General features: G+C 60.2%; 25 protein-coding genes. 15 read left to right on the plus strand and 10 right to left on the minus strand.

What is annotated here, in order from left to right; translation table 11 throughout:
* Positions 1 to 389 precede the first annotated feature (389 nt).
* The 10 genes from amt to deoD all read left to right on the plus strand — a co-directional run bounded on the left by amt (position 390) and on the right by deoD (position 11,790).
* Entirely contained in the window at positions 390 to 1,808 is a 1,419-nt protein-coding gene (gene amt, locus KYK33_RS03325; protein WP_224432018.1) for an ammonium transporter, read from the plus strand.
* Positions 1,809 to 2,078: 270 nt separating this feature from the next.
* Positions 2,079 to 3,428, plus strand: coding sequence for a 23S rRNA (uracil(1939)-C(5))-methyltransferase RlmD (gene rlmD, locus KYK33_RS03330; RefSeq protein WP_224432019.1), 1,350 nt, complete (start codon positions 2,079 to 2,081; stop codon positions 3,426 to 3,428).
* 186 nt (positions 3,429 to 3,614) lie between these two features.
* On the plus strand, positions 3,615 to 4,127 hold the full coding sequence (locus tag KYK33_RS03335) for a GNAT family N-acetyltransferase (RefSeq protein ID WP_224432020.1): 513 nt from the start codon (positions 3,615 to 3,617) through the stop codon (positions 4,125 to 4,127).
* 407 nt (positions 4,128 to 4,534) lie between these two features.
* Positions 4,535 to 5,308 (plus strand): TatD family hydrolase, encoded by a 774-nt coding sequence (locus KYK33_RS03340; RefSeq protein WP_224432021.1) that lies wholly within the window; start codon positions 4,535 to 4,537, stop codon positions 5,306 to 5,308.
* A gap of 225 nt (positions 5,309 to 5,533) precedes the next feature.
* On the plus strand, positions 5,534 to 6,808 hold the full coding sequence (locus KYK33_RS03345; RefSeq protein ID WP_042041624.1) for a NupC/NupG family nucleoside CNT transporter: 1,275 nt from the start codon (positions 5,534 to 5,536) through the stop codon (positions 6,806 to 6,808).
* Between the two features lie 121 nt (positions 6,809 to 6,929).
* On the plus strand, positions 6,930 to 7,100 hold the full coding sequence (locus KYK33_RS03350; RefSeq protein WP_042041623.1) for a XapX domain-containing protein: 171 nt from the start codon (positions 6,930 to 6,932) through the stop codon (positions 7,098 to 7,100).
* A gap of 387 nt (positions 7,101 to 7,487) precedes the next feature.
* Entirely contained in the window at positions 7,488 to 8,261 is a 774-nt protein-coding gene (gene deoC, locus KYK33_RS03355) for a deoxyribose-phosphate aldolase (protein WP_224432022.1), read from the plus strand.
* Positions 8,262 to 8,367: 106 nt separating this feature from the next.
* A complete protein-coding gene (gene deoA, locus KYK33_RS03360; RefSeq protein WP_224432023.1) occupies positions 8,368 to 9,699 on the plus strand; it encodes a thymidine phosphorylase in 1,332 nt (443 codons plus the stop codon).
* Positions 9,700 to 9,713: 14 nt separating this feature from the next.
* Positions 9,714 to 10,922, plus strand: a complete 1,209-nt coding sequence (locus tag KYK33_RS03365; RefSeq protein ID WP_224432024.1) for a phosphopentomutase — start codon at positions 9,714 to 9,716, stop codon at positions 10,920 to 10,922.
* Between the two features lie 154 nt (positions 10,923 to 11,076).
* Entirely contained in the window at positions 11,077 to 11,790 is a 714-nt protein-coding gene (gene deoD, locus KYK33_RS03370) for a purine-nucleoside phosphorylase (RefSeq protein WP_042041615.1), read from the plus strand.
* A gap of 234 nt (positions 11,791 to 12,024) precedes the next feature.
* Here deoD and KYK33_RS03375 read toward each other — a convergent pair whose 3' ends face one another.
* From KYK33_RS03375 to KYK33_RS03385, 3 genes are all read right to left on the minus strand, one after another.
* The gene (locus tag KYK33_RS03375; protein WP_224432025.1) at positions 12,025 to 12,966 is read right to left on the minus strand and encodes a DUF2950 domain-containing protein; all 942 of its coding nucleotides are present in this window, start codon (positions 12,964 to 12,966) and stop codon (positions 12,025 to 12,027) included.
* The gene (locus tag KYK33_RS03380) at positions 12,966 to 14,642 is read right to left on the minus strand and encodes a DUF3300 domain-containing protein (RefSeq protein ID WP_224432026.1); all 1,677 of its coding nucleotides are present in this window, start codon (positions 14,640 to 14,642) and stop codon (positions 12,966 to 12,968) included. The genes KYK33_RS03375 and KYK33_RS03380 overlap by 1 nt, the downstream gene beginning before the upstream one ends.
* A 486-nt stretch (positions 14,643 to 15,128) precedes the next feature.
* Entirely contained in the window at positions 15,129 to 15,767 is a 639-nt protein-coding gene (locus KYK33_RS03385) for an AhpA/YtjB family protein (RefSeq protein WP_224432027.1), read from the minus strand.
* Positions 15,768 to 15,884: 117 nt separating this feature from the next.
* Here KYK33_RS03385 and serB point away from each other — a divergent pair, with 117 nt between their 5' ends.
* Positions 15,885 to 16,892: a phosphoserine phosphatase SerB gene (serB, locus tag KYK33_RS03390; protein ID WP_224432028.1), complete on the plus strand. Its 1,008-nt coding sequence runs from the start codon at positions 15,885 to 15,887 to the stop codon at positions 16,890 to 16,892.
* A 24-nt stretch (positions 16,893 to 16,916) separates the two neighbouring features.
* Positions 16,917 to 17,828, plus strand: coding sequence for an alpha/beta fold hydrolase (locus KYK33_RS03395; protein ID WP_224432937.1), 912 nt, complete (start codon positions 16,917 to 16,919; stop codon positions 17,826 to 17,828).
* 118 nt (positions 17,829 to 17,946) lie between these two features.
* Here the strand turns inward: KYK33_RS03395 and KYK33_RS03400 are convergent, their stop codons facing one another.
* On the minus strand, positions 17,947 to 20,334 hold the full coding sequence (locus tag KYK33_RS03400; RefSeq protein ID WP_224432029.1) for a PilZ domain-containing protein: 2,388 nt from the start codon (positions 20,332 to 20,334) through the stop codon (positions 17,947 to 17,949).
* A 100-nt stretch (positions 20,335 to 20,434) separates the two neighbouring features.
* Between KYK33_RS03400 and radA the strand changes: the two genes are divergently transcribed.
* Positions 20,435 to 21,799: a DNA repair protein RadA gene (gene radA / locus KYK33_RS03405; protein WP_042041609.1), complete on the plus strand. Its 1,365-nt coding sequence runs from the start codon at positions 20,435 to 20,437 to the stop codon at positions 21,797 to 21,799.
* Positions 21,800 to 21,886: 87 nt separating this feature from the next.
* Here radA and KYK33_RS03410 read toward each other — a convergent pair whose 3' ends face one another.
* Positions 21,887 to 22,267, minus strand: a complete 381-nt coding sequence (locus KYK33_RS03410) for a PilZ domain-containing protein (protein WP_224432030.1) — start codon at positions 22,265 to 22,267, stop codon at positions 21,887 to 21,889.
* An 85-nt stretch (positions 22,268 to 22,352) separates the two neighbouring features.
* Positions 22,353 to 22,838 carry an Rsd/AlgQ family anti-sigma factor gene (locus KYK33_RS03415; protein ID WP_042041607.1) on the minus strand — a complete coding sequence of 162 codons (486 nt, stop codon included), beginning with the start codon at positions 22,836 to 22,838 and terminating at the stop codon, positions 22,353 to 22,355.
* 337 nt (positions 22,839 to 23,175) lie between these two features.
* Here KYK33_RS03415 and hupA point away from each other — a divergent pair, with 337 nt between their 5' ends.
* Positions 23,176 to 23,448 carry a nucleoid-associated protein HU-alpha gene (gene hupA, locus KYK33_RS03420; RefSeq protein ID WP_005305063.1) on the plus strand — a complete coding sequence of 91 codons (273 nt, stop codon included), beginning with the start codon at positions 23,176 to 23,178 and terminating at the stop codon, positions 23,446 to 23,448.
* 102 nt (positions 23,449 to 23,550) lie between these two features.
* Positions 23,551 to 23,976 (plus strand): hypothetical protein, encoded by a 426-nt coding sequence (locus tag KYK33_RS03425; protein WP_042041606.1) that lies wholly within the window; start codon positions 23,551 to 23,553, stop codon positions 23,974 to 23,976.
* 72 nt (positions 23,977 to 24,048) lie between these two features.
* Here the strand turns inward: KYK33_RS03425 and KYK33_RS03430 are convergent, their stop codons facing one another.
* Genes KYK33_RS03430 through proC form a run of 4 tightly spaced genes read right to left on the minus strand, consistent with a single transcriptional unit; the run spans position 24,049 to position 26,178 of the window.
* Positions 24,049 to 24,465, minus strand: coding sequence for a DUF4426 domain-containing protein (locus tag KYK33_RS03430; RefSeq protein WP_042041605.1), 417 nt, complete (start codon positions 24,463 to 24,465; stop codon positions 24,049 to 24,051).
* A gap of 21 nt (positions 24,466 to 24,486) precedes the next feature.
* Positions 24,487 to 24,789, minus strand: coding sequence for a DUF167 family protein YggU (gene yggU / locus KYK33_RS03435; RefSeq protein WP_224432031.1), 303 nt, complete (start codon positions 24,787 to 24,789; stop codon positions 24,487 to 24,489).
* Positions 24,789 to 25,340 (minus strand): YggT family protein, encoded by a 552-nt coding sequence (locus KYK33_RS03440; protein ID WP_042041603.1) that lies wholly within the window; start codon positions 25,338 to 25,340, stop codon positions 24,789 to 24,791. The genes yggU and KYK33_RS03440 overlap by 1 nt, the downstream gene beginning before the upstream one ends.
* Positions 25,341 to 25,353: 13 nt before the next feature.
* Positions 25,354 to 26,178: a pyrroline-5-carboxylate reductase gene (gene proC, locus KYK33_RS03445; protein WP_224432032.1), complete on the minus strand. Its 825-nt coding sequence runs from the start codon at positions 26,176 to 26,178 to the stop codon at positions 25,354 to 25,356.
* Positions 26,179 to 26,283: the final 105 nt, after the last annotated feature.

Below are 26,283 nucleotides of genomic sequence, written 5' to 3' on the forward strand. Positions count from 1 at the left end.
GCCTGGTCTTTTCCCCTCGCAGCCAGTGCGACTGGGTTCCCCTGGTCCTCCCGGCGCCCACAACCAAGGCTTTGCGCCATTTAAGTGCATCTCCGGATGCTGCCCGGTCGAGGTGCAATCCTGAATGGGTTGGCGCGCCCAGCGCACCATCATGGTGCTAGTATTTCTCTTTATCTTTTTAATGCACTGATAATAAAGAAGTTTATTAACTGGCCTGTTTTATGCTTCCGTCCATCAGCTTGCCATGTTGCCGCACCAATAAGGGCACAGCAGTCAAGACGGCGATGGAAGGGATGGCCGGGTATGTTTTATATGAGCCACCGGATCCACATGTTCATCAGCAAGGCGAACCGATCCGGTGCAGGAAAGGCAGGGAAGGAGATGGCGATATGCTCAAGAGATTCATGATGACAGGCCCGCTGGCGTTGACCGCCTTGCTGGCCGCCCCAAGCTGGGCACAGGATGCGGTCGTGGCCACAGCCCCAGTCGCTGCCATGACCATCAACAAAGGGGATAATGTCTGGATGCTGCTGTCGGCGGCGCTGGTGATCCTGATGTCGATTCCGGGCCTGGCACTGTTTTACGGTGGATTGGTGCGCAGCAAGAACATGTTGAGCGTACTGATGCAGGTATTTGCCCTGTTTTCCCTTATTTGTGTGCTGTGGGTGGTGTATGGCTACTCGCTCGCCTTCACCGAGGGCAACAGCTTCTATGGCTCCTTCGACAAGCTGCTGCTCAAAGGGGTGACCCCTGACTCCATCGCTGCCACCTTCAGCAAGGGAGTGGGCATCAGCGAATTCATCTATGTCGTGTTCCAGGGGGCCTTCGCAGCCATCACCTGCGGTCTGATCGTGGGGGCCTTCGCCGAGCGCATCAAGTTTGCCGCGGTGCTGCTGTTTTCCGTGCTCTGGTTCACCTTCTCCTACATCCCGCTGGCGCACATGGTGTGGTACTGGGCAGGTCCTGACGCTTATACCACTCTTGAGGCCGCCACCGCTGCCACCGCCACCGCGGGTTACCTGTTCCAGCATGGGGACCTCGATTTCGCTGGCGGCACAGTGGTGCACATCAACGCGGCCGTGGCCGGGTTGGTCGGGGCCTTCATGGTCGGCAAACGCCTCGGTTATGGCCGTGACGCCATGACGCCCCATAGCCTCACCATGACCATGATCGGGGTCTCCCTGCTCTGGTTTGGCTGGTTTGGTTTCAACGCAGGCTCTGCTCTGGAGGCCAATGGCACGGCCGCCCTGGCCTTTATCAACACCTGGCTGGCCCCGGCGGCGGCGGCGCTCTCCTGGACCCTGGCCGAGTGGCTGATGAAGGGCCGTCCCTCCTTGCTGGGTGCGGCCTCTGGTGCCGTTGCCGGACTCGTCGTGATCACCCCGGCCGCCGGTTTTGTCGGTGTGGGCGGCGCCCTCATCATGGGGTTGCTGAGCGGGGTCGCTGGCCTCTGGGGTGTACATGGTCTCAAGCGACTGCTGGGTGCCGATGACAGCCTGGATGTGTTTGGCCTGCACGGGGTGTGCGGCATCCTGGGGGCGCTCTTGACCGGGGTCTTCGCCAGCCCGGATCTGGGCGGTACCGGGGTGTGGGACTATGTCACCAATCAGGTGGCGCCAGATTACTCCATCCTGACCCAGGTCAAGATCCAGGCCATAGGCGTTGGCGTGACCATCCTCTGGTCCGGTGTCGTCGCCTTCCTGGCCTACAAGCTGGTGGATATGACCATCGGGCTGCGGGTAAAAGAGGATGCGGAGCGCGAAGGGCTGGATGTCACCAGCCATGGCGAGAAGGCCTACAGCCAGTAAAAACATCAAGCCACAGGATCTCCATGCCGCCGCCGGTCCTATCCGGCGGCTTTTTTATGGCCGCCAAGGGGCCGCAGCTCGGCCCAGCGTTTGCTGATGGCGCTGCTTTATGCCTGGCGATCTGCCCGGTTCACCGCTCAGCTATTTCCGCTATGGCAACGTTTTATGCCTGCAATTTGGCCGGATCTCCGCTAAACTCTGCCACCCTTTATTTGGGGTAGCCGGGCCAGCCCTGCTTCCACCCTTTCTTCTATGCCTTCGGAGCCGCTCATGCCGTTAGTGGGACACCAACATCAGATCGATATTCTGGAACTGACCGACAAAGGGGATGGCAAGGGTCGCCTGTTCGATCGCCCCCTGTTCGTCGAGGGTCTGCTGCCCGGTGAGCAGGCGCTGGTCGAGCTGACCGAGGTCAAGCCGAACTATCTGCACGGCAAGCTGGTCGAGCTGACCCAGGCTTCCGCCGACAGGGTCGCCGATTTCTGCCCCAATACCGAGTGTGGCGGCTGCCAGGTCAGGCCGCTGGCCTATCCGGCCCAGCTCAAGCTGAAACAATCCCTGGTGCAGAGTGCACTGGATCAGGTTGGGCTGACGACTCAGGTCAATCCCATCCTCGGCATGGACAGCCCGTTCGCCTATCGCAACAAGGCGCAGTACGCCGTGCGTGGCAGCGAGGCCGGCGCCGAAATAGGCTTCTACCGCACGCACTCCCACACGCTCATCACCGCCGACGACTGCGCGGTGCAGGACTCCCTGCACGTGGAACTCAACGCCCGGGTGCGTGGCTGGATGCGCGCGCACGATATCGCCGCCTATGACGAAGTGGCTCACACCGGCTGCGTGCGCAACCTGATGACCCGCAAGGGCTTCAAGAGCGGCGAGCTGATGGTGGTACTGGTGACCCTGGGTGAAGTGCTGCCCTTCGAGGCCGAACTGCTGGCGGTGCTGGCGGATCTGCCCATCACCACCCTAGTGCAGAACATCAATGACGAGCGCACCAACCGTATCCTGGGGACGAGCAACCGCGTGCTGCTGGGGGAAGGGGTGATCCGCGACAAGATCCACGAGCTCGAATTCGAGATCTCGCCGCTCTCCTTCTTCCAGAACAACCCGAGCCAGACCGATGTGCTCTACTCCAAGGCGCTGGAATACAGCGAGTTGACCGGCAACGAGACTGTGTTCGACATCTATTGCGGCATCGGCACCATCTCCCTGTTCCTGGCAGCCAAGGCCGCCAAGGTAGTCGGCATCGAATCGGTGGAGAGCGCCATCAGCGATGCCCGTCGCAACGCCGCCCTGAACGGCATAGAGCACACCGAATTCCACGTGGGCAAGGCCGAGCAGCTGATGCCCGAGCTGCACGCCCAGGGCGTGAGCGCCGATGTGGTGGTGATGGATCCCCCCCGCAAGGGTTGTGACAAGGCGGTGCTGCAGACCCTGGTCGCCATGGCGCCGCGCCGTCTGGTCTATGTCTCCTGCAACCCGCAGACCTTGGCACGGGATCTCGCCTATCTGGTCAAGCAGGGCTTCGTGCTGGATGAAGTGCAACCGGTGGACATGTTCCCGCACTCCATGCACGTGGAAGCGGTTGCCCGTCTGAGCCTGCCAGCGAAAGACTGAGCGAGTATTGGCGCGGAGAGATTGACATGTTCCTCCTCCGCGCCATGTCGGTAGATGCCGTCACACGCTTGAGCTTGCTGGCCAAGGCATGATTTGAATTAGCCAGATGGCTCTGATAAAAACGACTCCACATGGAGTCGTTTTTTATGGCCGCTCGCAAGCGGGTTAAAGGGCAGGGAGCCTGATATGAGCATTCGTTTGGCCGAGGCGGAAGATGCCGCCGCCCTGGATCACTTCTTTCAACAGCTGGATCGGGAGACCCGTTTCATGCTGTTCGAGGCGGGGGAGCGCCCATCCGATATCGAGGGGCAGCGCCAGCGGCTCGAGGCCATGGCGGCGGCCCCCAATCAGGTCATGTGGCTGCTGGTGCTGGACGGGGAGGTGGAGGGGTTTGCGCTGATGATCGGAGGCGGCTTGAGGCGCAATCGACACTGCGCCCTGGTGGTGATGGGGTTGCGGTCGAGTGCGCGCGGGCTGGGGTGGGGTGAGCGTTTGCTACGTACCCTGATCGCCGCCGCGCCGGGTTGTGGCATCAGCCGGCTGGAGTTGGGAGTGATGGCCCGTAACGAGGCGGCTCATGGGCTCTATCGCAAATGCGGCTTCATCGACGAAGGCATTCGGCGCAACGCCTATCGACTGGATGATCGCGATGTCGACGAGATCAGCATGGGTCTTTTATTGCCGCCAGACGCGCCATGACGCCATCTATTTAGGAGCGCCAGGCGTTAAGCGCATGGCAACAGCGTGTTAAGAGTGGACAGAGACAAGGAATCGATCATGAAAGCTATCTTGTTGCGTTGGCTGGCCCGTTACGATGTTTGGAGCCAGCGCTGGGGCCTATCCCCTGAGTATCGCCGTTGCTGTACGCCTCAGCGCAGGGAGGCCAGAGCCGATTGTCCCAAGCCGGTGCCGGTTGAAAAGCAGTCAGCGCCATGAGTGGCCCTGGCTGAACGGCATGTGGCGGTTAATCGACTCCCCGGGCCATGCGTTTGTGGCCTGCTGGGCCGGGGGGATCCCCCGAGCTAAGCTCAGATTAAGAGTGTTCCGTCCCTCACTGGGTCGGTAACCCGCCTCCTTTCTTCTCTTTATATAGCGAGCCCTGTTCTATGCGGTCATTTGACAGCCACTGCCACCTGGATTTCCCCGACTTTGATCAGGATCGTGCCGCTCTGCTGGCTGAGTGTCGCCTGCGGGGCGTGGCGGGCTTCATCATCCCCGCTATCGGTGCCGGCAACTGGCGGCGGGTGATGGCGCTGGCAGCGAGGGAGCCCGACATCTTCTTCGCTCTCGGTGTGCACCCATGCTTCGTGGCCGATCAGCCAGAGGATGTGATGGCGCAGCTAGCTGCCCTGGCCGCTGTACGACCGGCGGGTCTGGTTGCCATAGGGGAGTGCGGTCTGGATGGGCGCTCCCATCTGGTCCAGGAGGGGCAGTTAGCCCTGTTTGAGGCACAAATCAGGTTGGCCATGGGGATGGATCTCCCCCTCATCGTCCATTCGGTGCGAGCCAACGACGATGTGCTCAAGCTATTGCGCCGTCACAAGCCGGCCAGGGGAGGGGTCATTCATGCCTTCAGCGGCTCTTTGCATCAGGCGGAGCGTTTCTGGCAACTGGGTTTCAAGTTGGGTATTGGCGGTACCATCACCTATGAGCGGGCCAATAAAACCAGAGAGGCGGTAGCGGCCATGCCGCTTGAGTCTCTATTGCTGGAAACGGACTCCCCAGACATGCCATTGTCGGGGGCGCAAGGGGAGCGTAATTCGCCACTCTCTCTATTAAGGGTGCTTGATGAATTGGCAAATATAAAACGTTTGCCTGTCGAGTATGTTGCAAGGGTGTTGTGTGAATCCACATCCCGCAGTTTTCATCTCCATAAATAAATCATTAACATTAATTCAACCTGGCAATGCTCGTGGGTGAAAAAGCACGGGGATAAAAATCGTTTGCGGTCTAATTTAGCGCCAGTTAGTCGATTTGATGCTTACAAAATGTGACCGCCCTTATACTTTGTCGCGAGCCAGTTAGTATAATGCGCACCCTTGATTGATAAGTTTGGGACACAACTTATTAACAAGTTGGAAGGTGCTACTACGAGGAAGATAACAATGAGTTTGATCATGGGTCTGGTAGGGATGGCGACGCTCATCCTTATCGCGGTGCTGTTCTCCAGCAACCGCAAGGCAATCAACATCCGTACCGTGGCAGGTGCGTTTGTTATTCAAGCCGGTCTGGGGGCATTCGTTCTGTATGTTCCGGTTGGCCGCGATATTCTGGTCGGCGTCTCCAGTGCCGTTTCCAGCGTCATTAGCTATGGCCAGGATGGTATTAATTTCCTGTTTGGTGGCCTGGTCAGCGATAAGATGTTTGAAGTATTTGGTGGTGGTGGCTTTGTATTTGCCTTCCGCGTTCTGCCAGTCATCATCTTCTTCTCTTCCCTGATTGCCGTTCTCTATTACCTCGGCATCATGCAACTTGTCATCAAGGTGCTGGGTGGCGGACTGCAAAAAGTGCTGGGTACGTCCCGTACTGAATCTCTGTCTGCGACTGCCAACATTTTCGTTGGTCAGACCGAGGCCCCGCTGGTGGTGCGTCCCTTCATCGGCAAGATGACCGACTCCGAGCTGTTTGCCGTCATGTGTGGTGGCCTGGCCTCCGTAGCCGGTTCCGTACTGGCCGGTTACGCCGCCATGGGCGTCAAAATGGAATACCTGATTGCTGCCTCCTTCATGGCTGCCCCGGGTGGTCTGTTGTTCGCCAAGTTGATCGTGCCTGAGACCCAGAGCCCGAACTATGACGAGAACAGCGCCGATGGCGACTTGGATGACAAGCCAGCCAACGTGATCGATGCCGCCGCAGCCGGTGCTTCCTCCGGTATGCAACTGGCCCTGAACGTCGGCGCCATGCTGCTGGCCTTCATCGGCTTGATCGCCATGATCAACGGTATCTTCTCCGGGATCGGTGGCTGGTTCGGCTATCCTCAGCTCTCTCTGGAACTGCTGCTGGGCTGGTTGTTCTCCCCGCTGGCCTTCCTGATTGGTGTGCCTTGGAGCGAAGCGACCGTCGCCGGTTCCTTCATCGGTCAGAAGCTGGTGGTGAACGAGTTCGTGGCCTATCTGAACTTTGCTCCTTACCTGAAGGATGAGGTGCTGATCAATGGCGTGGCCATGTCCGACCACACCAAGGCGATCATCTCCTTCGCCCTGTGCGGTTTCGCGAACCTCTCCTCCGTGGCTATCTTGCTGGGTGGTCTGGGTTCCATGGCACCGAACCGTCGTGGTGACATTGCGCGCTTTGGTCTGAAAGCCGTGTTGGCAGGTTCCCTGTCCAACCTGATGTCTGCAACCATTGCAGGCTTCTTCCTGGCCCTGTCCGCGATCTAAGTACGGCTGACAAGCCTTAAGCCGAACGCCACAGCATATGCTGTGGCGTTCGCATTTGGGGAGCTGACAACCGTTTTCCTCCCTAAACTCATCACAAGAAGTGAGTCAAACCGGAGGTTCTATGAACGAAGTGTTACTGGCCATGGTTGCCGGCTTCATCGTCGGCCTGTTGTTTTCTTTCCTCAAATTGCCGATCCCGGCACCACCGGTATTATCCGGGGTGATGGGTATCGTAGGAGTCTACCTTGGTGGTGTCGCCTACTCTTGGGTGTTGACTCGCTTCTTCTCCTGAGAAGGAGAAAGTGATGGATTTGCCTGGTGTGAGATACCTCTGGAATTGGCAAATCCGGCTTGCAAACAGGGGGTATCTCGGCTGAAATAGGCATTGCCAGCAGGGTGCTGGCATTGACTAATGCCCGATGGGATCGGGTGTTGGCGGTCAAATGGAATTGATTGGGAATCAGGGTCTGATGTGCATGACCTTTCTCAAGTCTTCATGGAACCAAGTCCGCACTTTTGTAAGAAAGTGACAGGGCTCTTGCCTTATTTACAGTCTATTGCCCGTGCAGTCGCACTGTATTTCCATGCCCGCATGCTGGGTGGAACCTGTCGGCCAACTGCGTCTTCGCAGCTGACTCGTTTGCCTCATGGGGCCCAATCAAAGACTTTGGAGAATTTCATGACCGATCTGAAACTGGCTGCCCAACGCGCCTTGAACCTGATGGACCTGACCACCCTGAACGATGACGACACCGATCAGAAGGTGATCGACCTGTGCCGCAAGGCCAAGTCTCCGGCCGGCCTCACCGCCGCCGTCTGTATCTATCCCCGCTTCATTCCCATCGCACGCAAGACCCTGCGTGAGATCGGCGCTGCCGACGTGCGCATCGCCACCGTGACCAACTTCCCCCATGGCAACGACGACATCGAGATCGCCGTGGCCGAGACCCGCGCCGCCGTGGCTTACGGTGCCGATGAGGTGGACGTGGTGTTCCCGTACCGCGCCTTCATGGCTGGCAATGAACAGGTTGGCTTCGAGCTGGTCAAAGCTTGTAAGGAAGCCTGTGGCGACCAGGCACTGCTGAAAGTGATCATCGAGACCGGCGAGTTGAAAGAAGAAGCGCTGATCCGTCGTGCCTCCGAGATCTGCATCGATGCCGGTGCCGACTTCATCAAGACGTCCACCGGCAAGGTGCCGGTCAATGCGACCCCGGAAGCGGCTCGCATCATGATGGAAGTGATCAAGGCCAAGAACCCGAAAGTCGGCTTCAAGCCTGCTGGTGGCGTGAAAGATGCCGCCGTGGCCGGTCAGTACCTGGCCATGGCCGAAGAGATCCTGGGCAAGGATTGGGTCTCCCCGCGCACCTTCCGCTTCGGCGCCTCCAGCCTGCTGGCCAGCCTGCTGGCGACCCTGGGCCATGGCGACAAGCCTGCCAATACCAGCGGTTACTAAGTTGCACAGAGGGCGAGCGCGGCTCGCCCTGTTATGCCCCTGCCCAGCCATGTGTGGGCAGGGATAACGGCTTATGTGACGCCTGCAATGGCGGAGGGAATGAAAGATGTTTTTGCCTCAAGAAATTATTCGCAAGAAGCGCAACGGTGAAGCGCTCACTACCCAGGAGATTCAATTCTTCGTCCAGGGCATTACCAACAACAGCATCGGCGAGGGTCAGATCGCGGCCCTGGCCATGGCGGTCTACTTCAAAGACATGACCATGGATGAGCGGGTAGCACTGACCTGTGCCATGCGCGACTCCGGCATGGTGCTGAACTGGGAGAGCCTGAACCTGGGTGGCCCCATCGTCGACAAGCACTCCACCGGCGGCGTGGGTGATGTCGTCTCCCTGATGCTGGGCCCCATGGTCGCCGCCTGCGGTGGCTTCGTGCCGATGATCTCCGGCCGTGGCCTGGGCCACACCGGCGGTACCCTGGACAAGCTGGACGCCATTCCCGGCTACCAGACCTCGGTCGACAACGATCGCTTCCTGAAGGTGGTGAAAGAGGCCGGCGTGGCCATCATAGGACAGACCGGCGATCTGGCCCCGGCCGACAAGCGTATCTATGCGGTGCGTGACATCACCGCCACCGTCGAATCCATCGCCATGATCACCGGCTCCATCCTCTCCAAGAAGCTCGCCTCCGGGCTCGAAGCCCTGGTGATGGACGTGAAAGTGGGCTCCGGCGCCTTTATGCCGACGTTTGAGGCATCTGAGGAGCTGGCCAAGAGCATAGTGGCGGTGGCCAACGGTGCCGGCTGCCGTACCTCTGCGCTGCTAACCGACATGAACCAGGTGCTGGCCTCCAGCGCCGGCAATGGGGTGGAAGTGCGCGAGGCTGTGCGCTACCTGACCGGTGAGTACCGCAACCCGCGCATCCACGAAGTGACTATGGCGCTCTGTGCGGAGATGCTGATCTCCGCCAAGCTTGCGAGCGACGAGCAAGACGCCCGTGCCAAGCTGCAGGCGGTGCTGGACAACGGCAAGGCCGCCGAGATCTTCGGTCGCATGGTGACCGGCCTCGGTGGTCCGGCGGATTTCATGGAGCGTTACGACAGCTACCTGCCCAAGGCTGCCATCGTACGCCCTGTGTACGCAGACCATGCCGGTTTCGTGACCGCCATGGATACCCGTGAACTGGGCCTGGCCGTGGTCGCCATGGGCGGTGGTCGTCGCGCCGCCGGTGACAAGCTCGATTATGCGGTTGGTCTGACCGACTTTATCCGCCTGGGGCAGCGCATCGAGGCTGACAAGCCGCTTGCCCTGATCCACGCTCAAACAGAAGCTCAATTTGCCGAGGCTGCCCGCATGGTGCAGGCTGCCATCAAGATCGGCGACACCCAGCCAGAGGCACTGCCCGAGGTTTACCGTCGCATCGGTCTGGCCGATTTGTAACAGGGGGAACACCCATGAAACGTACCTTTATTCTGATGATGGACTCTTTCGGTATTGGTGCCGCCGCCGATGCCGACAAATTCGGAGATATCGGCGCCAACACCCTTGGCCATATCGCCAAGGCCTGCGCCGCCGGTGAGATAGAAGGCCGTGGCGCCCTCAACCTGCCCAACCTCAACAAGCTGGGTCTGGGCCATGCCGGTGAGCAAGCTTCCGGCTACTTCCCGGCGGGCTTGAAGAAGGATATCGAGGTGGTCGGTGCCTACGGCTTCGCTCAGGAACTCTCCTCCGGCAAGGACACCCCGTCCGGCCACTGGGAGATCGCCGGCGTGCCCGTATTGTTCGAGTGGGGCTACTTCAAGGATCACCACAACAGCTTCCCCCAGGAGCTGCTGGACGCCATCGTCGAGAAGGCGGGCCTGTCCGGTTATCTGGGCAACTGCCACGCCTCCGGCACCCAGGTGCTTGATGACTTGGGTGAGGAGCATATGCGGACCGGCAAGCCGATCCTCTACACCTCTGCCGACTCCGTGTTCCAGATCGCCTGTCACGAAGAGACCTATGGCCTAGAGAAGCTCTACGAGCTGTGCCACATAGTGCGCGAGCTGCTGGAGCCCTACAACATAGGCCGGGTCATCGCCCGTCCGTTCGTGGGCAGCGGCAAGGGCAACTTCAAGCGTACCGGCAACCGTCACGACTACTCGGTACTGCCGCCGGCGCCGACGGTGCTGGACTACATGAAAGAGGCGGGTGGCCAGGTGGTCTCCATCGGCAAGATAGCCGACATCTATGCCAACCAGGGCATCACCAAGCAAGTGAAAGGCACCGGTCTGGCCGAGCTGTGGGACAGAACCCTGGAAGAGGTGAAGGCCGCCGGTGACAACACCATAGTCTTCACCAACTTCGTCGATTTCGACTCCTCCTACGGCCACCGCCGTGACGTCAAGGGCTACGCCGATGCGCTGGAGTATTTCGACGCCCGTCTGCCGGAGTTGTTCGAGATACTGCAAGATGGCGATGTGGTGGTGCTGACCGCCGACCATGGCTGCGACCCTACCTGGGGCGGTACCGATCACACCCGTGAATACATTCCGGTGCTGTTCTACGGCAAGCCGGTCAAGGCCGGTTCCGTCGGCCGTCGCGAGACCTTCGCCGACATCGGTCAGAGCATCGCGGCCTACCACGGTCTGCCCAAGCTGCAATACGGCACCAGCTTCTTGTGATGCCGCCCCTGGGCCGGGCCGTGGGGCTGATCCTGCATGGCCTGCCCAGGGTGCAGCAGGGTATCTGCTTCCTGTAATTTACGCGCCCGCCGCCTCGGTGGCGGGCAACCAATAAAGACAATAAAACTCAACCTAGTGTGAAGGAATCAAGAGAATGGCAACTCCTCATATCAATGCGAAAGATGGCGCCTTTGCTGACACAGTACTGATGCCAGGGGATCCCCTGCGCGCCAAGTACATCGCCGAAACCTTCCTGGAGAACGTCGAGCAGGTATGTGACGTGCGCAGCATGCTCGGCTTCACCGGCACCTACAAGGGCCGTCGCATCTCCGTCATGGGTCACGGCATGGGTATCCCGTCCTGCTCCATTTACGCCACCGAGCTCATCAAGGACTATGGCGTGAAGACCATTATCCGTGTCGGTTCCTGTGGCGCCGTGCGTGAAGACGTGAAACTGCGTGACGTGGTGATCGGCATGGGTGCTTGCACCGATTCCAAGGTCAACCGTCTGCGCTTCAAGGATCACGACTTTGCCGCCATCGCCGACTTCGACCTGGTAGCCAATGCCGTGCAAGCCGCCAAGAACAAGGGCGTACCGGTGCGCGTGGGTAACATCTTCTCCGCCGATCTGTTCTACACCCCGGATCCTTCCATGTTCGACGTCATGGAAAAATACGGCATCCTGGGTGTCGAGATGGAAGCCGCTGGTATCTACGGCGTGGCCGCAGAGTACGGTGCCAAGGCACTGACCATCTGTACCGTCTCCGATCACATCCGTACCGGTGAGCAAACTACCTCCGAAGAGCGTCAACTGACCTTCAACGACATGATCGAAATCGCGCTGGACTCCGTGCTGCTGGGCGACTGATCCCGCGGCTTCGGCTCCATGCAAAACGGCGACCTCAGGGTCGCCGTTTTTTTATGATATCGAGCCGCTGATCGACAACAGCAATGCCATGTCTGTTGGCCGATGACGAGACTGGCTGGCCTAAACGCCAGAGCGCAACGCGGGGCCAAAAGGCCCCGCATCATCTCCTGTGCTCTCAATCACGTCGCTCTGGGCCCATGCTATTTGCCAAGATCCGATAGTAGATAAAGCGCCCTAATCACCCTCTTGGCTCACCACCAGCGACCAGCTCTTATCGGGATCGAACAGCTGGATCGCCTCAGCGGCCGTTGCCGTGTCTGCCCCCAGATCCTTTTGATAAACCCGCCCCTCGTGATTCACCATGAAGCTCATCACCCCGCTGTTGGCATAGTCGGCCGGCCAGGCGATCAGGGCGACACCGTCTCTTAATTGCCCTTCGACAAAGTACTCTTTGCTGCCCCCATTGGCTGCGGCTCCTTGGGCATACAAGATACGGTAGTAGTAGCCATGATAGGGAGTGCGTTGACCGACCACGGCCTTATAGCCCTCTGCCGCGGCACTGACGACCTCCTCTCCGGCCGGGCTTGCTGGTTCCCCCTCGGCCACAGGCCAATAGAGTCCATTTTGTTGCCCTGCATCACTGCGTAGTTTTGCCGCAAAGATCCCCGCTGTCTGGCCATCATGCCCCATGGCGGCGTACTCTATCTGCGCGTCGATAAAGCCACGGCACACCGCAATCGCCCCCAACTCATTCCGACCGATGCGGCGATAGGCGATCTCTTTGGCACCTGCTGCGCCATCGAGATACCACTTGCCATCTGCGGCCACGAGGGGGATGGGCAGTGGCCATTCCGACTCCCCCACGACCAGCAGCATTTTATCCTTACCTTCGGCCACCAGTTGGTGCTTGCTCTTGAAGCTCGCGACGAAGGCGGTGCGATCATTGGCATCGGCCACCTCATCCCCCGAGGTGATGGCCTCCTCACTATTTTCGCCGAGCAACAGCGTCAGTGCGGTGACATCGTTCCGCTCCAGGGCCGTGATCAGGGCCTGCACCGCCTCATCCGGGGTGGCGAAGGTGCGCGGTGCCATGGCGCTTGCATCGCTGGCGCAGACCAGGGTCAGCAGGGCCAACCCCCATGAGGGGGCCCAACTCCATTTCAACAAACGCTTCATTATCGCGTACTCCGTCTGGGTTGAGTGTTGCGCCCGGCATGCGCGCTCCTAGCCACACTTTCGCGCCCCCGCTGGCTGGCGGCGCGCTCGGTTCTGCCCGTATTATGCACCCCTTGGAAGGCACTCCTTGAGGTGGAGGCCGCAGGTGCTCTGCGTGTTGCCGTCTGCGCCGTGCTCTTGTGGTGAGTGGCGCGTGGCTGGACATAGCCGCGATCACGGGCTCCTGCGGTCTGTGGCGTGATTTGCTGCCGCTTGACCTTGTCTCCTGCATAGCTGCCCTGGCGCGGCGTGCGCTGGACCACATTCGCCTCCCTGCTCACCTGTCTAGCGTCGCGTGTCGCCTTGGCAGTTTCGCTGTTGAGCTGGCGGTTGGCTCCCGCATAAGTTCCCTTGGGCGCGGTTACGCGCGCCTCCCTGTTCACTTCATTGACTACGCGTGGTGCGCCGGCGTATTCGCTTTTAGGTTGGCGATTGGCCCCCGCATAGCTCCCTTTCGGTGTGGCATCTCGTCGGCTCCCTGCCGCGTTATTCAGCGAGCGTGGCTTCAAGGTAGCCAGCTCAGCACGCTGGGGACGTGCCGCCGTGATGGGGCTGTCGGCTTGGCGCAGGTAGTTATTGGGGCCGCGCTCAAACTTGTTGAAGTAATCGTCCCCCTTGGTGTTGATATAAATATTGTTGTTAGAGCCCCGCTGATAGTTGACCGGACGGTTGTACCCGCTGGCGGGACGGAATCCATTGCCATAGTTGGGGTGATAGCGATAGGGAGCGTAACCGCCGGGATAATCAGATCCCCACCGCGGGTAATAATAATCGCCCTCATCATCGTCGTTGAAGACCTCGTTGACCAACATGCCCGCACCAAAGGCGAGCAAGCCCGTCAAGACCATATCACCGCGGTCGTATTCATCATCGTTGTCGTCCACCACTGTCGTGGTCGTTGTCGCAGGCACGGTCGTTGTGGTGGTTGCTGTGGTCACCGGTGCTGAGGTCGGCCCGGCAGCTGGCGCGCTATAGACGGCGGTTGGGTCGTATTGCGGGACGTAAACGACGTCAGGGTTGGCAGGCGCAATGGTGACGATCTGCTGATTGTTCTGTTCATCCTTGGCCACTTTCATCTGTTCTGAGTCTTTCAGGTTGCCCACCTCCAGCGCCTGTTGGCGCAGGCGCTGAACGGCTGCCAGCACGCCCGGCTCATCGGCCAGGAAGGCACTGCCCAGCTCAGTCGTCCACTCCATCTTCAAGCACATCATGTCCATGACGGTTGGGAAGTGCATCAGCGACATGGTGGGCGGCGTAAAGCCCAGCGGCGCAATGGCGGCGGTCAGCTCTTTCCCCTTGAGATCGGGGTGGGCGACCAGCCAGTTGCCGGCATCGAGCACCTCTTGTGGATTGGTGGCGCTGGCCAGCACCTGAGCCAATACCGCATCCGGGTAAAGCGCTACGGGGGCAAGCAGGGTCTCGAGCGCCTCCGGGGTATATTTCGATGCTTGCGTGTTAATAGGTTGAGGCTGCGCTTGCGGTGCGATCGCAGCGCTGACTGTGCTGGCTGCGCTGGAGGCCACGCTGGGCTGGACATTTTGCGTGACGGGGGGAGGCTCCTCCTTGCAGGCAGCCAATACCGTGCTGAGGGCGATCAGGGCCGCCAACGCGCTACGGCGAAATAGGGGTTGCTTCATGACCTTGCTTCCTTCTGCTGGAGTGGCTGATGCGCCTCTTGCCTGATGATTTCCACACATGTTGTATCTCAATGCATTCAATGCGGGCGTTTCATACCGAAAACATAAACCACGAATCGAGATCACACCCAACACCGGCTGGAAAGGCGTGAAAAATTCGTATGCTCCTGTCTCAAGCTACGCCTGAACACCTTAACCTGACCAAAATCAGATGGACACATCTGAGAAGTTTCGGGGGTGATCGAGATTCAATCAATGCACTTTGGGATGGAGATGATCTAGGCGCAGCACAGTTGGACGCCGATGCGGCGCAAATGGCTGGACAGGCTGGTCAAGGCACTGCGGCATGAAGTGATGGTGGATCGCCATGTCGTCAACGAGCGTGTCAGCGACGACGGCGGAACCAAGCGACGCGATACTCTGCTCGCTCAGCTGCTCGAACAGCCGGGGGTAATAACAAGCTCAACGGGTTTCGCGAACGGCGCCTTATTCGATGCCGGGTGGCGGGGCGTTGTCGGTGGAGGCCTGGCTCTGCACCGATCTCTTCTTGTGCTTGCGGACCCGCATGTAGTTGCGGCGCACCCCGTAGGAGATGAGCAATCCCGCCAGCAGCATCACCAGCAGCATCAGCCGCTGTTTCTCCTGATTGACCTTGAGCTGGTTGTCTTGTTTGGCCAGCATCTGCTGCTCTTCCAGGGTGATCCTCAGGTAGCCGAGGGTCTTGTCACCGTCGAGGATCTCCTCGACATAGGGCAAGCGCCCCTTGCCCTGCTTGGGTTGCGTCGCGTTATCCGTGCCTATGGGGAGCAGGCTGTCGATAGGCAGGGCTTGGTCCGATTGGGCCAGTGGCACGCCACGAGCATCATAGAGGGTGACATCGAGGATCTCGGGAGATTGCGCCAGCTCCTCGGCGAGGCGCTCCAGTTCGTTCTCGTTGTCCTCCTTCAGCCAGCGGCGCATGTCGCGGCTGGCATAGCTGACCAGAGCCTGGGCCCGGGTGCGGGCCTCATCATGCAGGGCAGCCTGGCTGGCACTTTGCATGTGGATCAGCAGTGCCAGGACCCAGGCGCCGAGGGCGATACCGGCGCCGAGACTCAGCAGACGTTTGACTGGCATATGACGCAAGGGGCTCTCCTGATTGCGGGTGCTGGCGGGATCTTGGCGCTTGCCTGTATAAAAAGCAATACGCTACTCTGGCCCGCACTGCTTATCTCCCCGACATCCAAGGAAGGTTTTTTGCTCATGTTGTTGTCCCACTTACCTCAAGCCCCCACCGATTGGGCAGCCCAGCTTGCCTCTTTTCCCCTGTGGGAGCTGCGTCTCGATAGCCTGGTTGGCACTCGCCATCCCTTGACGGGGGGCTGGCTGGTACTGTTCGGCCATGATCTTGGCGCCCGCCACCTGCAGCAACTGGCGCCCCTGCTGGCCCTGGAGGGAGTGCCTGCCTGCCTCTATCCTGTGACCCGTATTGCCGGTGTGCCCTTGTTGCTGATCGGTACCGACAGCTTCTCCACCGCCCTGGCCGACGTCATCCGGCAGGAAGCCTGGACCATAGACATCTGTCATCTGGAAGCCTTGCCGACCTTGAGCGAACCGGGCCTGCTGGTGATGGACATGGACTCCACCGCCATACAGATGGAGTGCATCGACGAGATTGCCCGCCTGGCCGGGGTGGGGGAGCAGGTGGCTGCGGTGACCGCCGCCGCCATGCAGGGCAAGCTGGAGTTTGCCGACAGCCTGCGCAGCCGGGTGGCGCTGCTGGCTGGTGCCCCGGTCAGCATACTGGATGAGGTCGCCGTGAACATGCCCTGGATGCCGGGGCTCAAACTGATGGTCGATACCCTCAAGCAGGCGGGTTGGACCCTGGCCATCGCATCGGGCGGCTTTACCCGCTTCGCCGGCGAGTTGCAAGGGGCTCTGGGTCTGGACGCGATTTTCGCCAACGAGCTGGAGGTCGCGAATGGTCATCTGACCGGTCAGGTAGCCGGGGCCATTGTGGATGCGCAGGCCAAGGCCCGGGTGCTCAGTCAGCTCGCCACCGAACGCGGTATCGCCACGGCCCAGACGGTGGCGGTGGGAGATGGCGCCAACGATCTCAACATGATGGCGGTCGCCGGACTCGGCATTGCCATCCACGCCAAGCCTCTGGTGCGTGCCAAGGCGAGCGCCAGCCTGGATCATCACGACCTGGAGGGGGTCATCTGCCTGCTTGGGGCTCGCGCCTGCGCCACGACACGTTGGGATGGCTGAGTCCACACCAGGGAGGATGTCATGATGGAACTGCTGCAAGACTCTCATTACGTCGCATGTGGGGCGCACAGACTTCACCTGCGCCAGATAGGCCCCACGCTGGTTAGCCAGGCCGAGCCTGTGCTCATGGTCCATGGGGCCATCGAGAATGGTCGCATCTTCTATACCGAATCGGGCAAGGGGCTGGCTTGCTTCCTGGCCCGGCACGGTTATCAGGTCTATGTGGCCGATTTGCGAGGCCGTGGCCAGAGTGAACCCAGTATCGCCAAGGTGCAGGATCATGGTCAGCATGAACTGATCACCGAGGATCTGCCCACCCTGCAGGCCTGGATAGCGGCCCGTCACCCCGGTCACAAGGTGCACTGGGTGGCGCACTCCTGGGGGGGGGTCTTGATGGCCTCGACCCTGGTACGGTTTCCCGACTTGGCCGCGGGGATAGCCAGCCTGCTGTTCTTTGGCAGCAAGCGCGGGGTCTCGGTGCAGAACCCCGAACGCTGGTTGAAGGTGGATCTTTTCTGGAACCGGCTCGCGCCCTGGCTGGCGCGCCGTCGTGGTTTTCTGGCTGCACGGCGCTTGAAGATAGGTGCCGACGATGAGCCGCTGCGCTACCTGGAGGAGACGATCCCCTGGGTCAAGTGCGGCCCCTGGCAGGATCCTTATGATGGCTTTGCCTATGATGAGGCCGCCGAGCGGGTCCCTTGGCCGCCGCTCTGGCTCATCTCGGCCAAGGCGGATCGGGTGCTGGGTCATCCCGAAGATGTGCATCGTTTCGGCGCTGAACTGGGCGTCCTAGCCCGGCCCCGTCATACCCGCCTTGGCCGGGACAGGGGAAATCGGCTCGATTACGACCACATCAACATGTTGACGGCGCCCCAGGCCATCGACGATCACTTCCCCGAGATCCTCCGCTGGCTGAGTCACCCGGCGGCCAGCTAAGTGGCGCACGTGAATTGACAGAAGAGATCCCAGGGGCCACCTGACAAGACGCGGATCAGCCAGCTGATCCGCGTCTTGTTATCTCATCATCGAAAGCGGGCCACCTGCCCCGGCTCCCTCAGGGCTTGGCGGGTTCCAGCCCCAGGCGCAGCAGGGTAGCCTGGGTGGTATCGGTCAGCTCGCCGACCCCGACCACGCTCCACAGCTCGTCCTCCAGCCGCTTGGCTTTATGAATGGCGAACTTGGCGATGTAGTCCAGTTCGCTGGCGATGAAGTTGGTGTCCGGTCGGCCGGTGCGCGACAGCCCCATCTGCACCGAGTAGAACTCTCCCTTGAGCCTGGCATGGCGAATAAAGTCCCGCTTGGCCCCAATGTCGACCAGGGTGCTGGCCGCCACACTGTGGAACTGGGGGGCGCCATTGGCCAGCCGCTGCCAGCTGATATAGATCTCGACCTCCCTGGGCAAATCTTCCCGCGCCATGGCGCGCAGGGGATCCAGCATCAGCTGGCGCAGCAGATCGCCCTGGAGCAGGGGGTAGAGATTGCCCTGCTCGGGGGCCTCTGCGCAGGCTTGCAGCAGGCGAGCCAGGGAGCGGGGCCGAGGGGCCAGCGCCAGGGTCGCGGGTTTGATGCTGTTTTTGCCCTTGTTGATATAGATGGGGTTGCTGAACACGTGGTGACTGTAAATGTTGCGCAGGGCCCGGGCCAGGCCACGATACCGACGCAGCCCCTGTGCGGTTTTCAGCTTGGTGCGGTTGCTCTCGATCAGCAGGCTGAAAAACTGGCGACCACTGTGGCGCTCGGGTTCCCCCTCGATGCAGAGGTGCAGCACAGTACGGCTCTGATTGAGGTTGACCAGCCGATAGCGCAGGGTCTGCAGATCCAGGTTCTTGGTGAGGGGTTGCAGCCTGGGCAGGGAGACAGTGACCAGATCACCCTTGCTGCCGGGGAAGGGGCTCTCCAGCTCGACTTGCATGCCGTGGGCCGAGATATCGCGGGTCCAGCCGACACAGGCTTGCTCGTCCAGGCGCAGGGCGACCGCAGTCTTGTGCAGGTAGCGAGCCTCGCGCCTGAGCTGGACATAGTGCAGGGTCTCCACCTCGAAGAGGGCCGGGTTTGGCTCGTGGCCGAAGCGCTGCAAGGCATTGGCATTGTGTTGATGCTGAGGTTGAGCCAGGTATTCATCCCGCACCGGTTCGCTCGGGATCTCCTGTAATAGCCCAACATAGCCGAGCCGCTCTAACCGGGTGCGCAGCAGCTTGTCCTGGCTCAGGGGGATCTCCTGGGTCGGCAGGCTACTAATGTCGGCCTCGGTCAGGGTGCAGGGGTCGAGGGAGAATTTGTAAACCCGGAAGCTGGGTCTCTTGGCCGCCACTTGAAAGAAGAGGTCGCGCAGCCCGCTTTCTGCCAGTTCCTCGGCGGTGGCGGAGAAGAAATAGAGGTGGCTGCGCACCGCGTGGGTGAAGCTGTAGATCAGGGTCTCGCGGCACTCATCGCCACTGGGCAGCAGAGCGTTCAGACGACGGGGGGGAAACAGGCCCGCCAGGGTCCCTTGATTCTTCTCGTCGCGCCAATATTCGAGCAGGTGCAGGTTGTTCTCGCTCTTGAGCACCACCTCGAGCCGTGGCGCCTCACCGAGACTCTGTTTGCTGAAGAAGAGCGGCAAGCCGCTCATCCGGGGCAGGAAGAACTGCTCGTAGCCCTTGATGATGGCCGCCGACAGCAGGTGATCCACGCTGACTCTATAACGGCCCTTGTTGCTCTCAATGAAGCGAGCCAGGTACTCATCGAAGCGCGCATTATCCCCCTCGCGGATCAGCCGCAGCCAATATCTGTCATCACGGCTCTCCTGACCCAGGATGCGATAACCCACCCCTTTGGCGAGGCTGGGGTGGGGGGACTCCTTGTCCAGGCCATGGAAAAACACCTGGACCTTGTCCCCAGATTCGAAGCGCGGCAGATAGGGCACCGAGACCCGGATGCCGCCGATGGAGAGATCCGAGCTCTTGGCATTGACTCGCTCACCGCTGACCAACGCCAGTTCCAGGGGGGAGCTGAAGTGCATCCTGTCCTGGCTGCGTCCGACGTAGCTGGCGAAGGTGATGAGGTTGACATCGAGTTGGCGCAGCTGACCCGGCTGATGCTGGCTCGGGGGCAGGCTCCGGTTGTGGGCCCTGCGCTGCCACGCCTGCATCGCCTCATAGACCCCCAGGGTGTAGCGATCCCGGTAGAGATAGCAGTGGGACTGGAACTGGGCGATGGCCTCATCGGGCATGAAGTGGGTAACCCCGGCAAACTCGAATACCCGGCAGGCCTGCGGCCAGTCGGGGCGCATGTCGAGCACCCGGCGACTGTCGGCGCCGCGTCGGTTGAGTTCCATCTTCAGGAGAAAGCGGGTATTGCTGCTCTGTTCGGCGGTGAGACGCAAGAAGATCTCTTCAAAATCGGCTTCCCGCTGCAGGGTAATGAGTTGATCTATGAGCGGTTGTTGTTCGGCTAGGTCCATGTGTTCCTGCTACGGAAAGTCAATTTTCCGGTTCCGGGTTTGATCTGTCGGGCTGAACCGAGTATATCAAGCAGGCATTCATCCTGTCCCCGAGTTATCCATGGCCAAAAATAAAACAGCTTACGTCTGCTCCGAGTGTGGCGCCGCTTTCAGCCGCTGGCAGGGCCAGTGCGGCGAGTGCAAGGAGTGGAACACCATCACAGAGGTGCGTCTTGGCACCGCGACCCCGGGCGCAGGGGCTCGCTACGGCGGCTATGCCGGTGCCATCGGCAGCAAGGTACAGACCCTGGCCGAGATCGCCACCACCGAGATCCCCCGTTTCAGTACAGGTTTCAAGGAGCTGGATCGGGTGTTGGGGAGCGGCGTGGTGCCGGGATCGGCGGTATTGATCGGCGGCAGCCCCGGAGCGGGCAAGTCGACCCTGCTGCTGCAAGTCATGTGCGGGCTGGCCGAGCGGATGAAGACCCTCTATGTGACCGGGGAAGAGTCCCTGCAGCAGGTCGCGATGCGGGCCAGTCGCCTGGGGTTGCCCACCGACAAGCTGCGCATGTTGTCGGAGACCAGCGTCGAGCAGATCTGCCTCATCGCCCAGCAGGAGCAGCCCCAGTTGATGGTCATCGACTCCATCCAGGTGATGCATGTGGCGGACGTGCAATCCGCGCCGGGTTCGGTCTCCCAGGTGCGGGAATCTGCGGCGTTGCTGACCCGCTACGCCAAGCAGAATCACGTGGCCATCTTCATGGTGGGTCATGTCACCAAAGATGGCACCCTGGCGGGTCCCAAGGTGCTCGAACACTGCATCGACTGCTCCATCATGCTCGATGGTGGCCACGACTCGCGTTTTCGCACCCTGCGCTCCCACAAGAACCGCTTCGGTGCCGTCAATGAACTTGGGGTATTCGCCATGACGGGGCAGGGGATGAAGGAGGTGAGCAACCCTTCCGCCATCTTCCTGAGTCGGGGTGAGGAGCAGGCACCTGGCTCTATCGTCATGGTGATCTGGGAGGGCACAAGGCCGCTGCTGGTGGAGCTGCAGGCGCTGGTGGATTACTCCCAGCTCTCCAACCCGCGCCGGGTGGCCGTGGGCATGGATCACAACCGTCTCGCCATGCTGCTGGCGGTGTTGCACCGTCATGGCGGTTTGCAGATGGCGGATCAGGACGTCTTCATCAACGTGGTGGGCGGCGTCAAGGTCGAGGAGACCAGTGCGGATCTGGCCCTGCTACTGGCCATGGTGTCGAGTTTTCGCGATCAGGCTCTCCCCAAGGATCTGGTGGTGTTCGGCGAGGTGGGGCTCTCTGGGGAAATTCGTCCGGTACCCTCGGGTCAGGAGCGGCTGCAAGAGGCGGTCAAACACGGTTTTCGCCGCGCCATAGTGCCCTTTGCCAATGCCCCCAAGCACCCTATCGAGGGGATGGAAGTGGTGCCGGTCAAGAAGCTGGCGGATGCGCTGGAGGCGCTCTGAGCGAGAGTGGGGCGATGAAAAAAGGGCGCAGGCGCTCTTTTTTCAGCTGAATAGCGGGCGATTGATCCCAGCGGCGCGAGACGCCGGTCAGGGGTGGGGATGCGCGAGGTGCTCGGCCAGCAACTGCTCCAGCTCTCGATGGAGCAGGGCTTCGTCTCCCACATTGAGTTCGATCATGCGCTTGAGGTGGCTGGCGCTGTCGATGTCGATATGGTGGCAGTAAAAGCCGAGGCGATGGTCATCCTCATGACTCAGTTCGACTTCCATGGTCAGCATGATGTCACTGTCGGCCAAGGTAAAACTGAGTCGATAGTCTCGATCCTCGCCGGGATGCCAGACGCTGGGACGTTCCAGCAAGGCCCCCTGCAGGGAGACATCGACCAGTTGGGTCGTCCAGGTCTGTGAGCCCTGACTCAGGCTGGCCTGGGCCGCATAGAGTACGCGTGAGAAGCGGCGACGCTCTGTCATTATCAATTCCTGCCTTGTGGTATCCCGCGCCTGAGTGTAATCCAGTCAACCTCTCTTGAATTTGCGCTGGCTCCGATATTGCGACTCAATCGGGTTGAGAGCTCAGAGTTTCGACCACCTGCAGGGCGGAGATCAACCTGTCTTCGTACTTGAACCTGTCTTCCAGTACCGGTCCCAGCTTGTTGAGATCCTCATCCAGACTCAGGAGCTGGGCTTCGTCGGCATCACTGTATTTGTCGTTGAACTCGAGGGCAAATTCGGTGCAGCTGCGAATATGGGGGTAGATTCGTTTGGCTAGCTCCAGGCTGTCGCCACTGGCTTGCTCGAAGGCGTTGACCACATGGTGATAAATCTCGAAGTGGCCGGCACTGACATAGTCGACGAGCTGTTCGCAAAATTGCTGCAGCTCGGGACAACCGGGCAGGCAGCGCTGCTGTTTGCTGCGTGAAGGGCTGAGCCCGGCAAGACGGATATATTCAACCAGCAGGGCCTGCCTCGCCTCGAGCCAGTCATCGATCGCCTTGTGCTTTCCTGCCAGCGCGTCTTTGGTCTTTTCCAGTTCAGTTAACATAGTCCCTCCATGGGGCATTAGCTGGGAGCACTCTGGCTCCGGCCTCCTGAGTGACGACAGCAACGGCCATCAGGAAAGTAGATCTAAGCTCAACCTCAATGTAAGGATATTGTTACCTCATCCGGGGGGACTGTGACAAGCACCTTCCATGGTCTGCTCATCTTTGGTGCTGCTGTGGTCAGAATAAGCCGTACCCTGGCTGGATCTGTGACTTTTTTCGCACTTCTTGATGAAAAGCCCAGCATTTGAGTCCGCCGTCTGGATAAAGCCTTTGCCTGAGTCTTTTTTTTTGCATAGAGTGACCAAGTGCTAAATGCCCGATCATAAAGGAAATGTTATGAACAAAGCTCAACTTGTCGATGCAATTGCCGCCAAAGCGGATCTGAGCAAAGCTCAGGCTAAAGTGGCCCTGGAAGAGATCATCAACGGTATCACCCAGAGCCTGAAAGAAGGTGATGCAGTCCAGTTGGTAGGTTTTGGTACCTTCAAGGTGAACCATCGCGCTGGCCGTACCGGTCGCAACCCGCAAACCGGTAAAGAGATCCAGATTGCTGCCGCGAACGTGCCCTCCTTTGTGGCCGGCAAGGCGCTCAAAGACGCCGTCAAGTAATCTCCCAAAACCCGGCGCTCGCCGGGTTTTTTCTTCCCGCTGTCACCGCTTTTCGTTTCGGATACACTCAAGTTATACAGCTCGCTGTAGTGGAGGTAGACGATGGAACAGAAAAACGCCATTCGGCAGGTTGCCGTCCCCTGGGCTCCGTCCCGTCAACTTCCCCCGGGTCTTGTGGTTGCCGAACTGCATCAAGATATTTGGGGTGACTCCTTGACCGTGGTACTTGGCCGCGCGCGCAGTATCGACTTGCCTCCTCTGATCCTGTGCCGCGTGCACTTTCGCCATATCCTGGCGGTGCGGGTGATGGAGGATTGCGATCTGGCGGAGGGGAAAGAGAGTCACAGCATCGAAGAGCAGATCCAGCTCATCACGCCGTCGCGCTTTGCCAGCTGGTTCCATCAGGAATCCGATGGCCTGCATCTGGATGATGACATTCAGCACTACCGTATCTCGACCTGGGACTACTGCGCCGATGTGCTCACCTCCCACTCCCCCGAGCTGCAGTTCGTCGATCCCGAGCCTTGATGGCAGGAGCATGATAGAAAAAGGGGCATCAACGGATGCCCCTTTTGTTGTCCGTCATCTGTGGCCAGCGGGTCAGTCCACGTAGAAGGTCTGCTGGAACTTGAGTGTTTCCTGCCGACCGTCCGCCATGATATTGATGGTGAACTGGTAGGTGTCTTCATTGCGATAAGGCAGCACGGCCAGATAGTAGATGGCATCCCCCTCCTTCACTTGCTGGAAGCTGAGGGTGCGAAGGGTGCCAGTCAGGTTCTTGGCCTCACCGGTCAGGCCCGCCGCCAGCGCCTTGCCGTTCTTGTCCTGCACCGCAATGTTGAGGATGCCGTTGTAACGGCTGCGCTCCAAGCCATAAGCCTTGGCGACCTCAGGAGTGAGGAAGCTGGAGTTGAAGGCGTTGTAGTGAACCTGCCAGGGACCGAGAGCCTGCATCTGCTCCGCTCGCAGCGGCAGCGTCATCAGGAGGGCCAACAGGCAAACCCATGCTGTTTTCATCGTGTCATCCTTCTCATCGAATTAGCGTGGAGCCGCAGGGATCAGCGCGGCTATCTCGGCCGGGATCTGCCTGGGCGCGCCGATCGCCACCGTCTTGTGGCGACCCAGTTCGCCCCGCAGCAGCCGTATCTGCCCCTTGGCGACCCTGAACTGCTTGGCCAGAAACTTGATGAGATGGGCATTGGCCTGCCCATCGACCGGCGGTGCCGTAATGGCCACCTTCAGCTCCTCACCATGCAGGCCCACTATCTGATCCCGGCTCGCCTTGGGTTGAATGACCAGGTGCAGCACCAGTGCATCATTCTGCCAGGCGATGGCAGGCATCAGATCATCCACCACAGCTGACCAAACAGATCCCCCAACAGATAGTTTACGGCCTGCAAGCCGATAAAGGCGACCAGGACGGAGAGATCCAGACCGCCGAGGGCCGGCAAGATGCGGCGAATGGGGGCGAGGAAGGGTTCGGTGAGCTGATGCATCACGTATTCGATGGGGTTGCGACCCTGGCTGACCCAGCTCAGGATGGCGCGGATCAGCAGGATCCAGAAGATCATGGAGCCCGCTTTTTTCAGCACGGTCAGCAGGGCGAACAGGCCGAGGGTCAACCAGTCGGCGACCATGACGTTCATGGCCTTGAGCAGGGCCAGCTTGGCGAAGGCTATCAGCAGAGCCAACACCACAGAGGCGAGATCCAGGCTACCCAGGCTCGGGATGAGGCGACGCATGGGCACCACCAGCGGGTTGGTCAGCTTGACCACCATCTGGCTCATGGGGTTGTAGAAATCGGCCCGCGCCCACTGCAACCAGACGCGCAGCAGTACCACCATGAGGTAGAGATCGAAGACGGTGTTAATCAAAAAATAAGCAGTGTTCATCTGGACTCCTGATTTAGAAGAGGGTTTCCATCTCGGCGGCGCGGGTCACGGCAGCCTGCATGGCGTTGGCGGTGAGCGGCAGCAAGCCTTGCTCCTGGAAAGTGCGAATGGCCTCGGCCGTGGTGCCGCCCTTGCTGGTCACCTGTTCACGCAGGCTTTGCAGCGACAGCTGAGGATTTTGCTCTACCATGGCGGCGGCGCCAAGGGCAGTCTGCTGCACCAGCAAACGAGCCTGCTCCGGACTAAAGCCCATGACCTCGGCCTGTTCGGCAATGGCCTGCATAAACAGGAAGAAGTAGGCAGGGGCACTGCCAGCGGCGGCGATGACGCCATTGATGCCGGACTCTTGCTCGACCCAGAGGGTCTTGCCGACCGATTGCATCAACTGCTCGGCAAAGTGGCGATCCTCGGAGGCTATGGCGGCAGGGGCATAGAGGCCTGTCATGCCCAAGCCCAGCAGGGAGGGGGTGTTGGGCATGGTGCGGATGATGCGGTGATGACCGCCAGCCATCTCGCAGAGGCGATCGACCTTGATGCCGGCGGCAATGGAGATGAGCAGCTTGCCCTCCAATGAGCCCAATTCACTGACCAGATTCGCCAGCATGGCAGCCATCAGCTGCGGCTTGACCGCCAGTACGATGACGTCGCTCATTCTGGCGACCTCGGCGTTATCCTGGCTGACACCGATGCCAAATTGCTGGACCAGCGCATCGAGTTTGGGACGGCTGGGGTTGGCGGCCAGGATCCTGTCTGTCGGATAACCCGATTGATGAAGGCCGGCTATGATGCTGCGGCTCATGTTACCCGCCCCGATGAAGGCGATGGTTCTGTGTTGCATCAAGCTCTCCTGCTGATGATGTCTGTGGGCCTGACGCAGCAATGAGCCCCATTTTTCAGGTGACCAGGCGTCAGGCTCTCCGGTGAATGATGTTCCAGGGCGCCT

Origin of the sequence: Aeromonas rivuli, from assembly GCF_020149575.1 — a bacterium.
GTDB lineage: Bacteria > Pseudomonadota > Gammaproteobacteria > Enterobacterales > Aeromonadaceae > Aeromonas > Aeromonas rivuli.

Coding starts and splice junctions, on each gene's coding strand:
- amt (WP_224432018.1), top strand. CDS start 390: ATGCTCAAGAGATTCATGATGACAGGCCCGCTGGCGTTGACCGCCTTG.
- rlmD (WP_224432019.1), top strand. CDS start 2,079: ATGCCGTTAGTGGGACACCAACATCAGATCGATATTCTGGAACTGACC.
- KYK33_RS03335 (WP_224432020.1), top strand. CDS start 3,615: ATGAGCATTCGTTTGGCCGAGGCGGAAGATGCCGCCGCCCTGGATCAC.
- KYK33_RS03340 (WP_224432021.1), top strand. CDS start 4,535: ATGCGGTCATTTGACAGCCACTGCCACCTGGATTTCCCCGACTTTGAT.
- KYK33_RS03345 (WP_042041624.1), top strand. CDS start 5,534: ATGAGTTTGATCATGGGTCTGGTAGGGATGGCGACGCTCATCCTTATC.
- KYK33_RS03350 (WP_042041623.1), top strand. CDS start 6,930: ATGAACGAAGTGTTACTGGCCATGGTTGCCGGCTTCATCGTCGGCCTG.
- deoC (WP_224432022.1), top strand. CDS start 7,488: ATGACCGATCTGAAACTGGCTGCCCAACGCGCCTTGAACCTGATGGAC.
- deoA (WP_224432023.1), top strand. CDS start 8,368: ATGTTTTTGCCTCAAGAAATTATTCGCAAGAAGCGCAACGGTGAAGCG.
- KYK33_RS03365 (WP_224432024.1), top strand. CDS start 9,714: ATGAAACGTACCTTTATTCTGATGATGGACTCTTTCGGTATTGGTGCC.
- deoD (WP_042041615.1), top strand. CDS start 11,077: ATGGCAACTCCTCATATCAATGCGAAAGATGGCGCCTTTGCTGACACA.
- KYK33_RS03375 (WP_224432025.1), bottom strand. CDS start 12,966: ATGAAGCGTTTGTTGAAATGGAGTTGGGCCCCCTCATGGGGGTTGGCC.
- KYK33_RS03380 (WP_224432026.1), bottom strand. CDS start 14,642: ATGAAGCAACCCCTATTTCGCCGTAGCGCGTTGGCGGCCCTGATCGCC.
- serB (WP_224432028.1), top strand. CDS start 15,885: ATGTTGTTGTCCCACTTACCTCAAGCCCCCACCGATTGGGCAGCCCAG.
- KYK33_RS03395 (WP_224432937.1), top strand. CDS start 16,917: ATGGAACTGCTGCAAGACTCTCATTACGTCGCATGTGGGGCGCACAGA.
- KYK33_RS03400 (WP_224432029.1), bottom strand. CDS start 20,334: ATGGACCTAGCCGAACAACAACCGCTCATAGATCAACTCATTACCCTG.
- radA (WP_042041609.1), top strand. CDS start 20,435: ATGGCCAAAAATAAAACAGCTTACGTCTGCTCCGAGTGTGGCGCCGCT.
- KYK33_RS03410 (WP_224432030.1), bottom strand. CDS start 22,267: ATGACAGAGCGTCGCCGCTTCTCACGCGTACTCTATGCGGCCCAGGCC.
- KYK33_RS03415 (WP_042041607.1), bottom strand. CDS start 22,838: ATGTTAACTGAACTGGAAAAGACCAAAGACGCGCTGGCAGGAAAGCAC.
- hupA (WP_005305063.1), top strand. CDS start 23,176: ATGAACAAAGCTCAACTTGTCGATGCAATTGCCGCCAAAGCGGATCTG.
- KYK33_RS03425 (WP_042041606.1), top strand. CDS start 23,551: ATGGAACAGAAAAACGCCATTCGGCAGGTTGCCGTCCCCTGGGCTCCG.
- KYK33_RS03430 (WP_042041605.1), bottom strand. CDS start 24,465: ATGAAAACAGCATGGGTTTGCCTGTTGGCCCTCCTGATGACGCTGCCG.
- yggU (WP_224432031.1), bottom strand. CDS start 24,789: ATGCCTGCCATCGCCTGGCAGAATGATGCACTGGTGCTGCACCTGGTC.
- KYK33_RS03440 (WP_042041603.1), bottom strand. CDS start 25,340: ATGAACACTGCTTATTTTTTGATTAACACCGTCTTCGATCTCTACCTC.
- proC (WP_224432032.1), bottom strand. CDS start 26,178: ATGCAACACAGAACCATCGCCTTCATCGGGGCGGGTAACATGAGCCGC.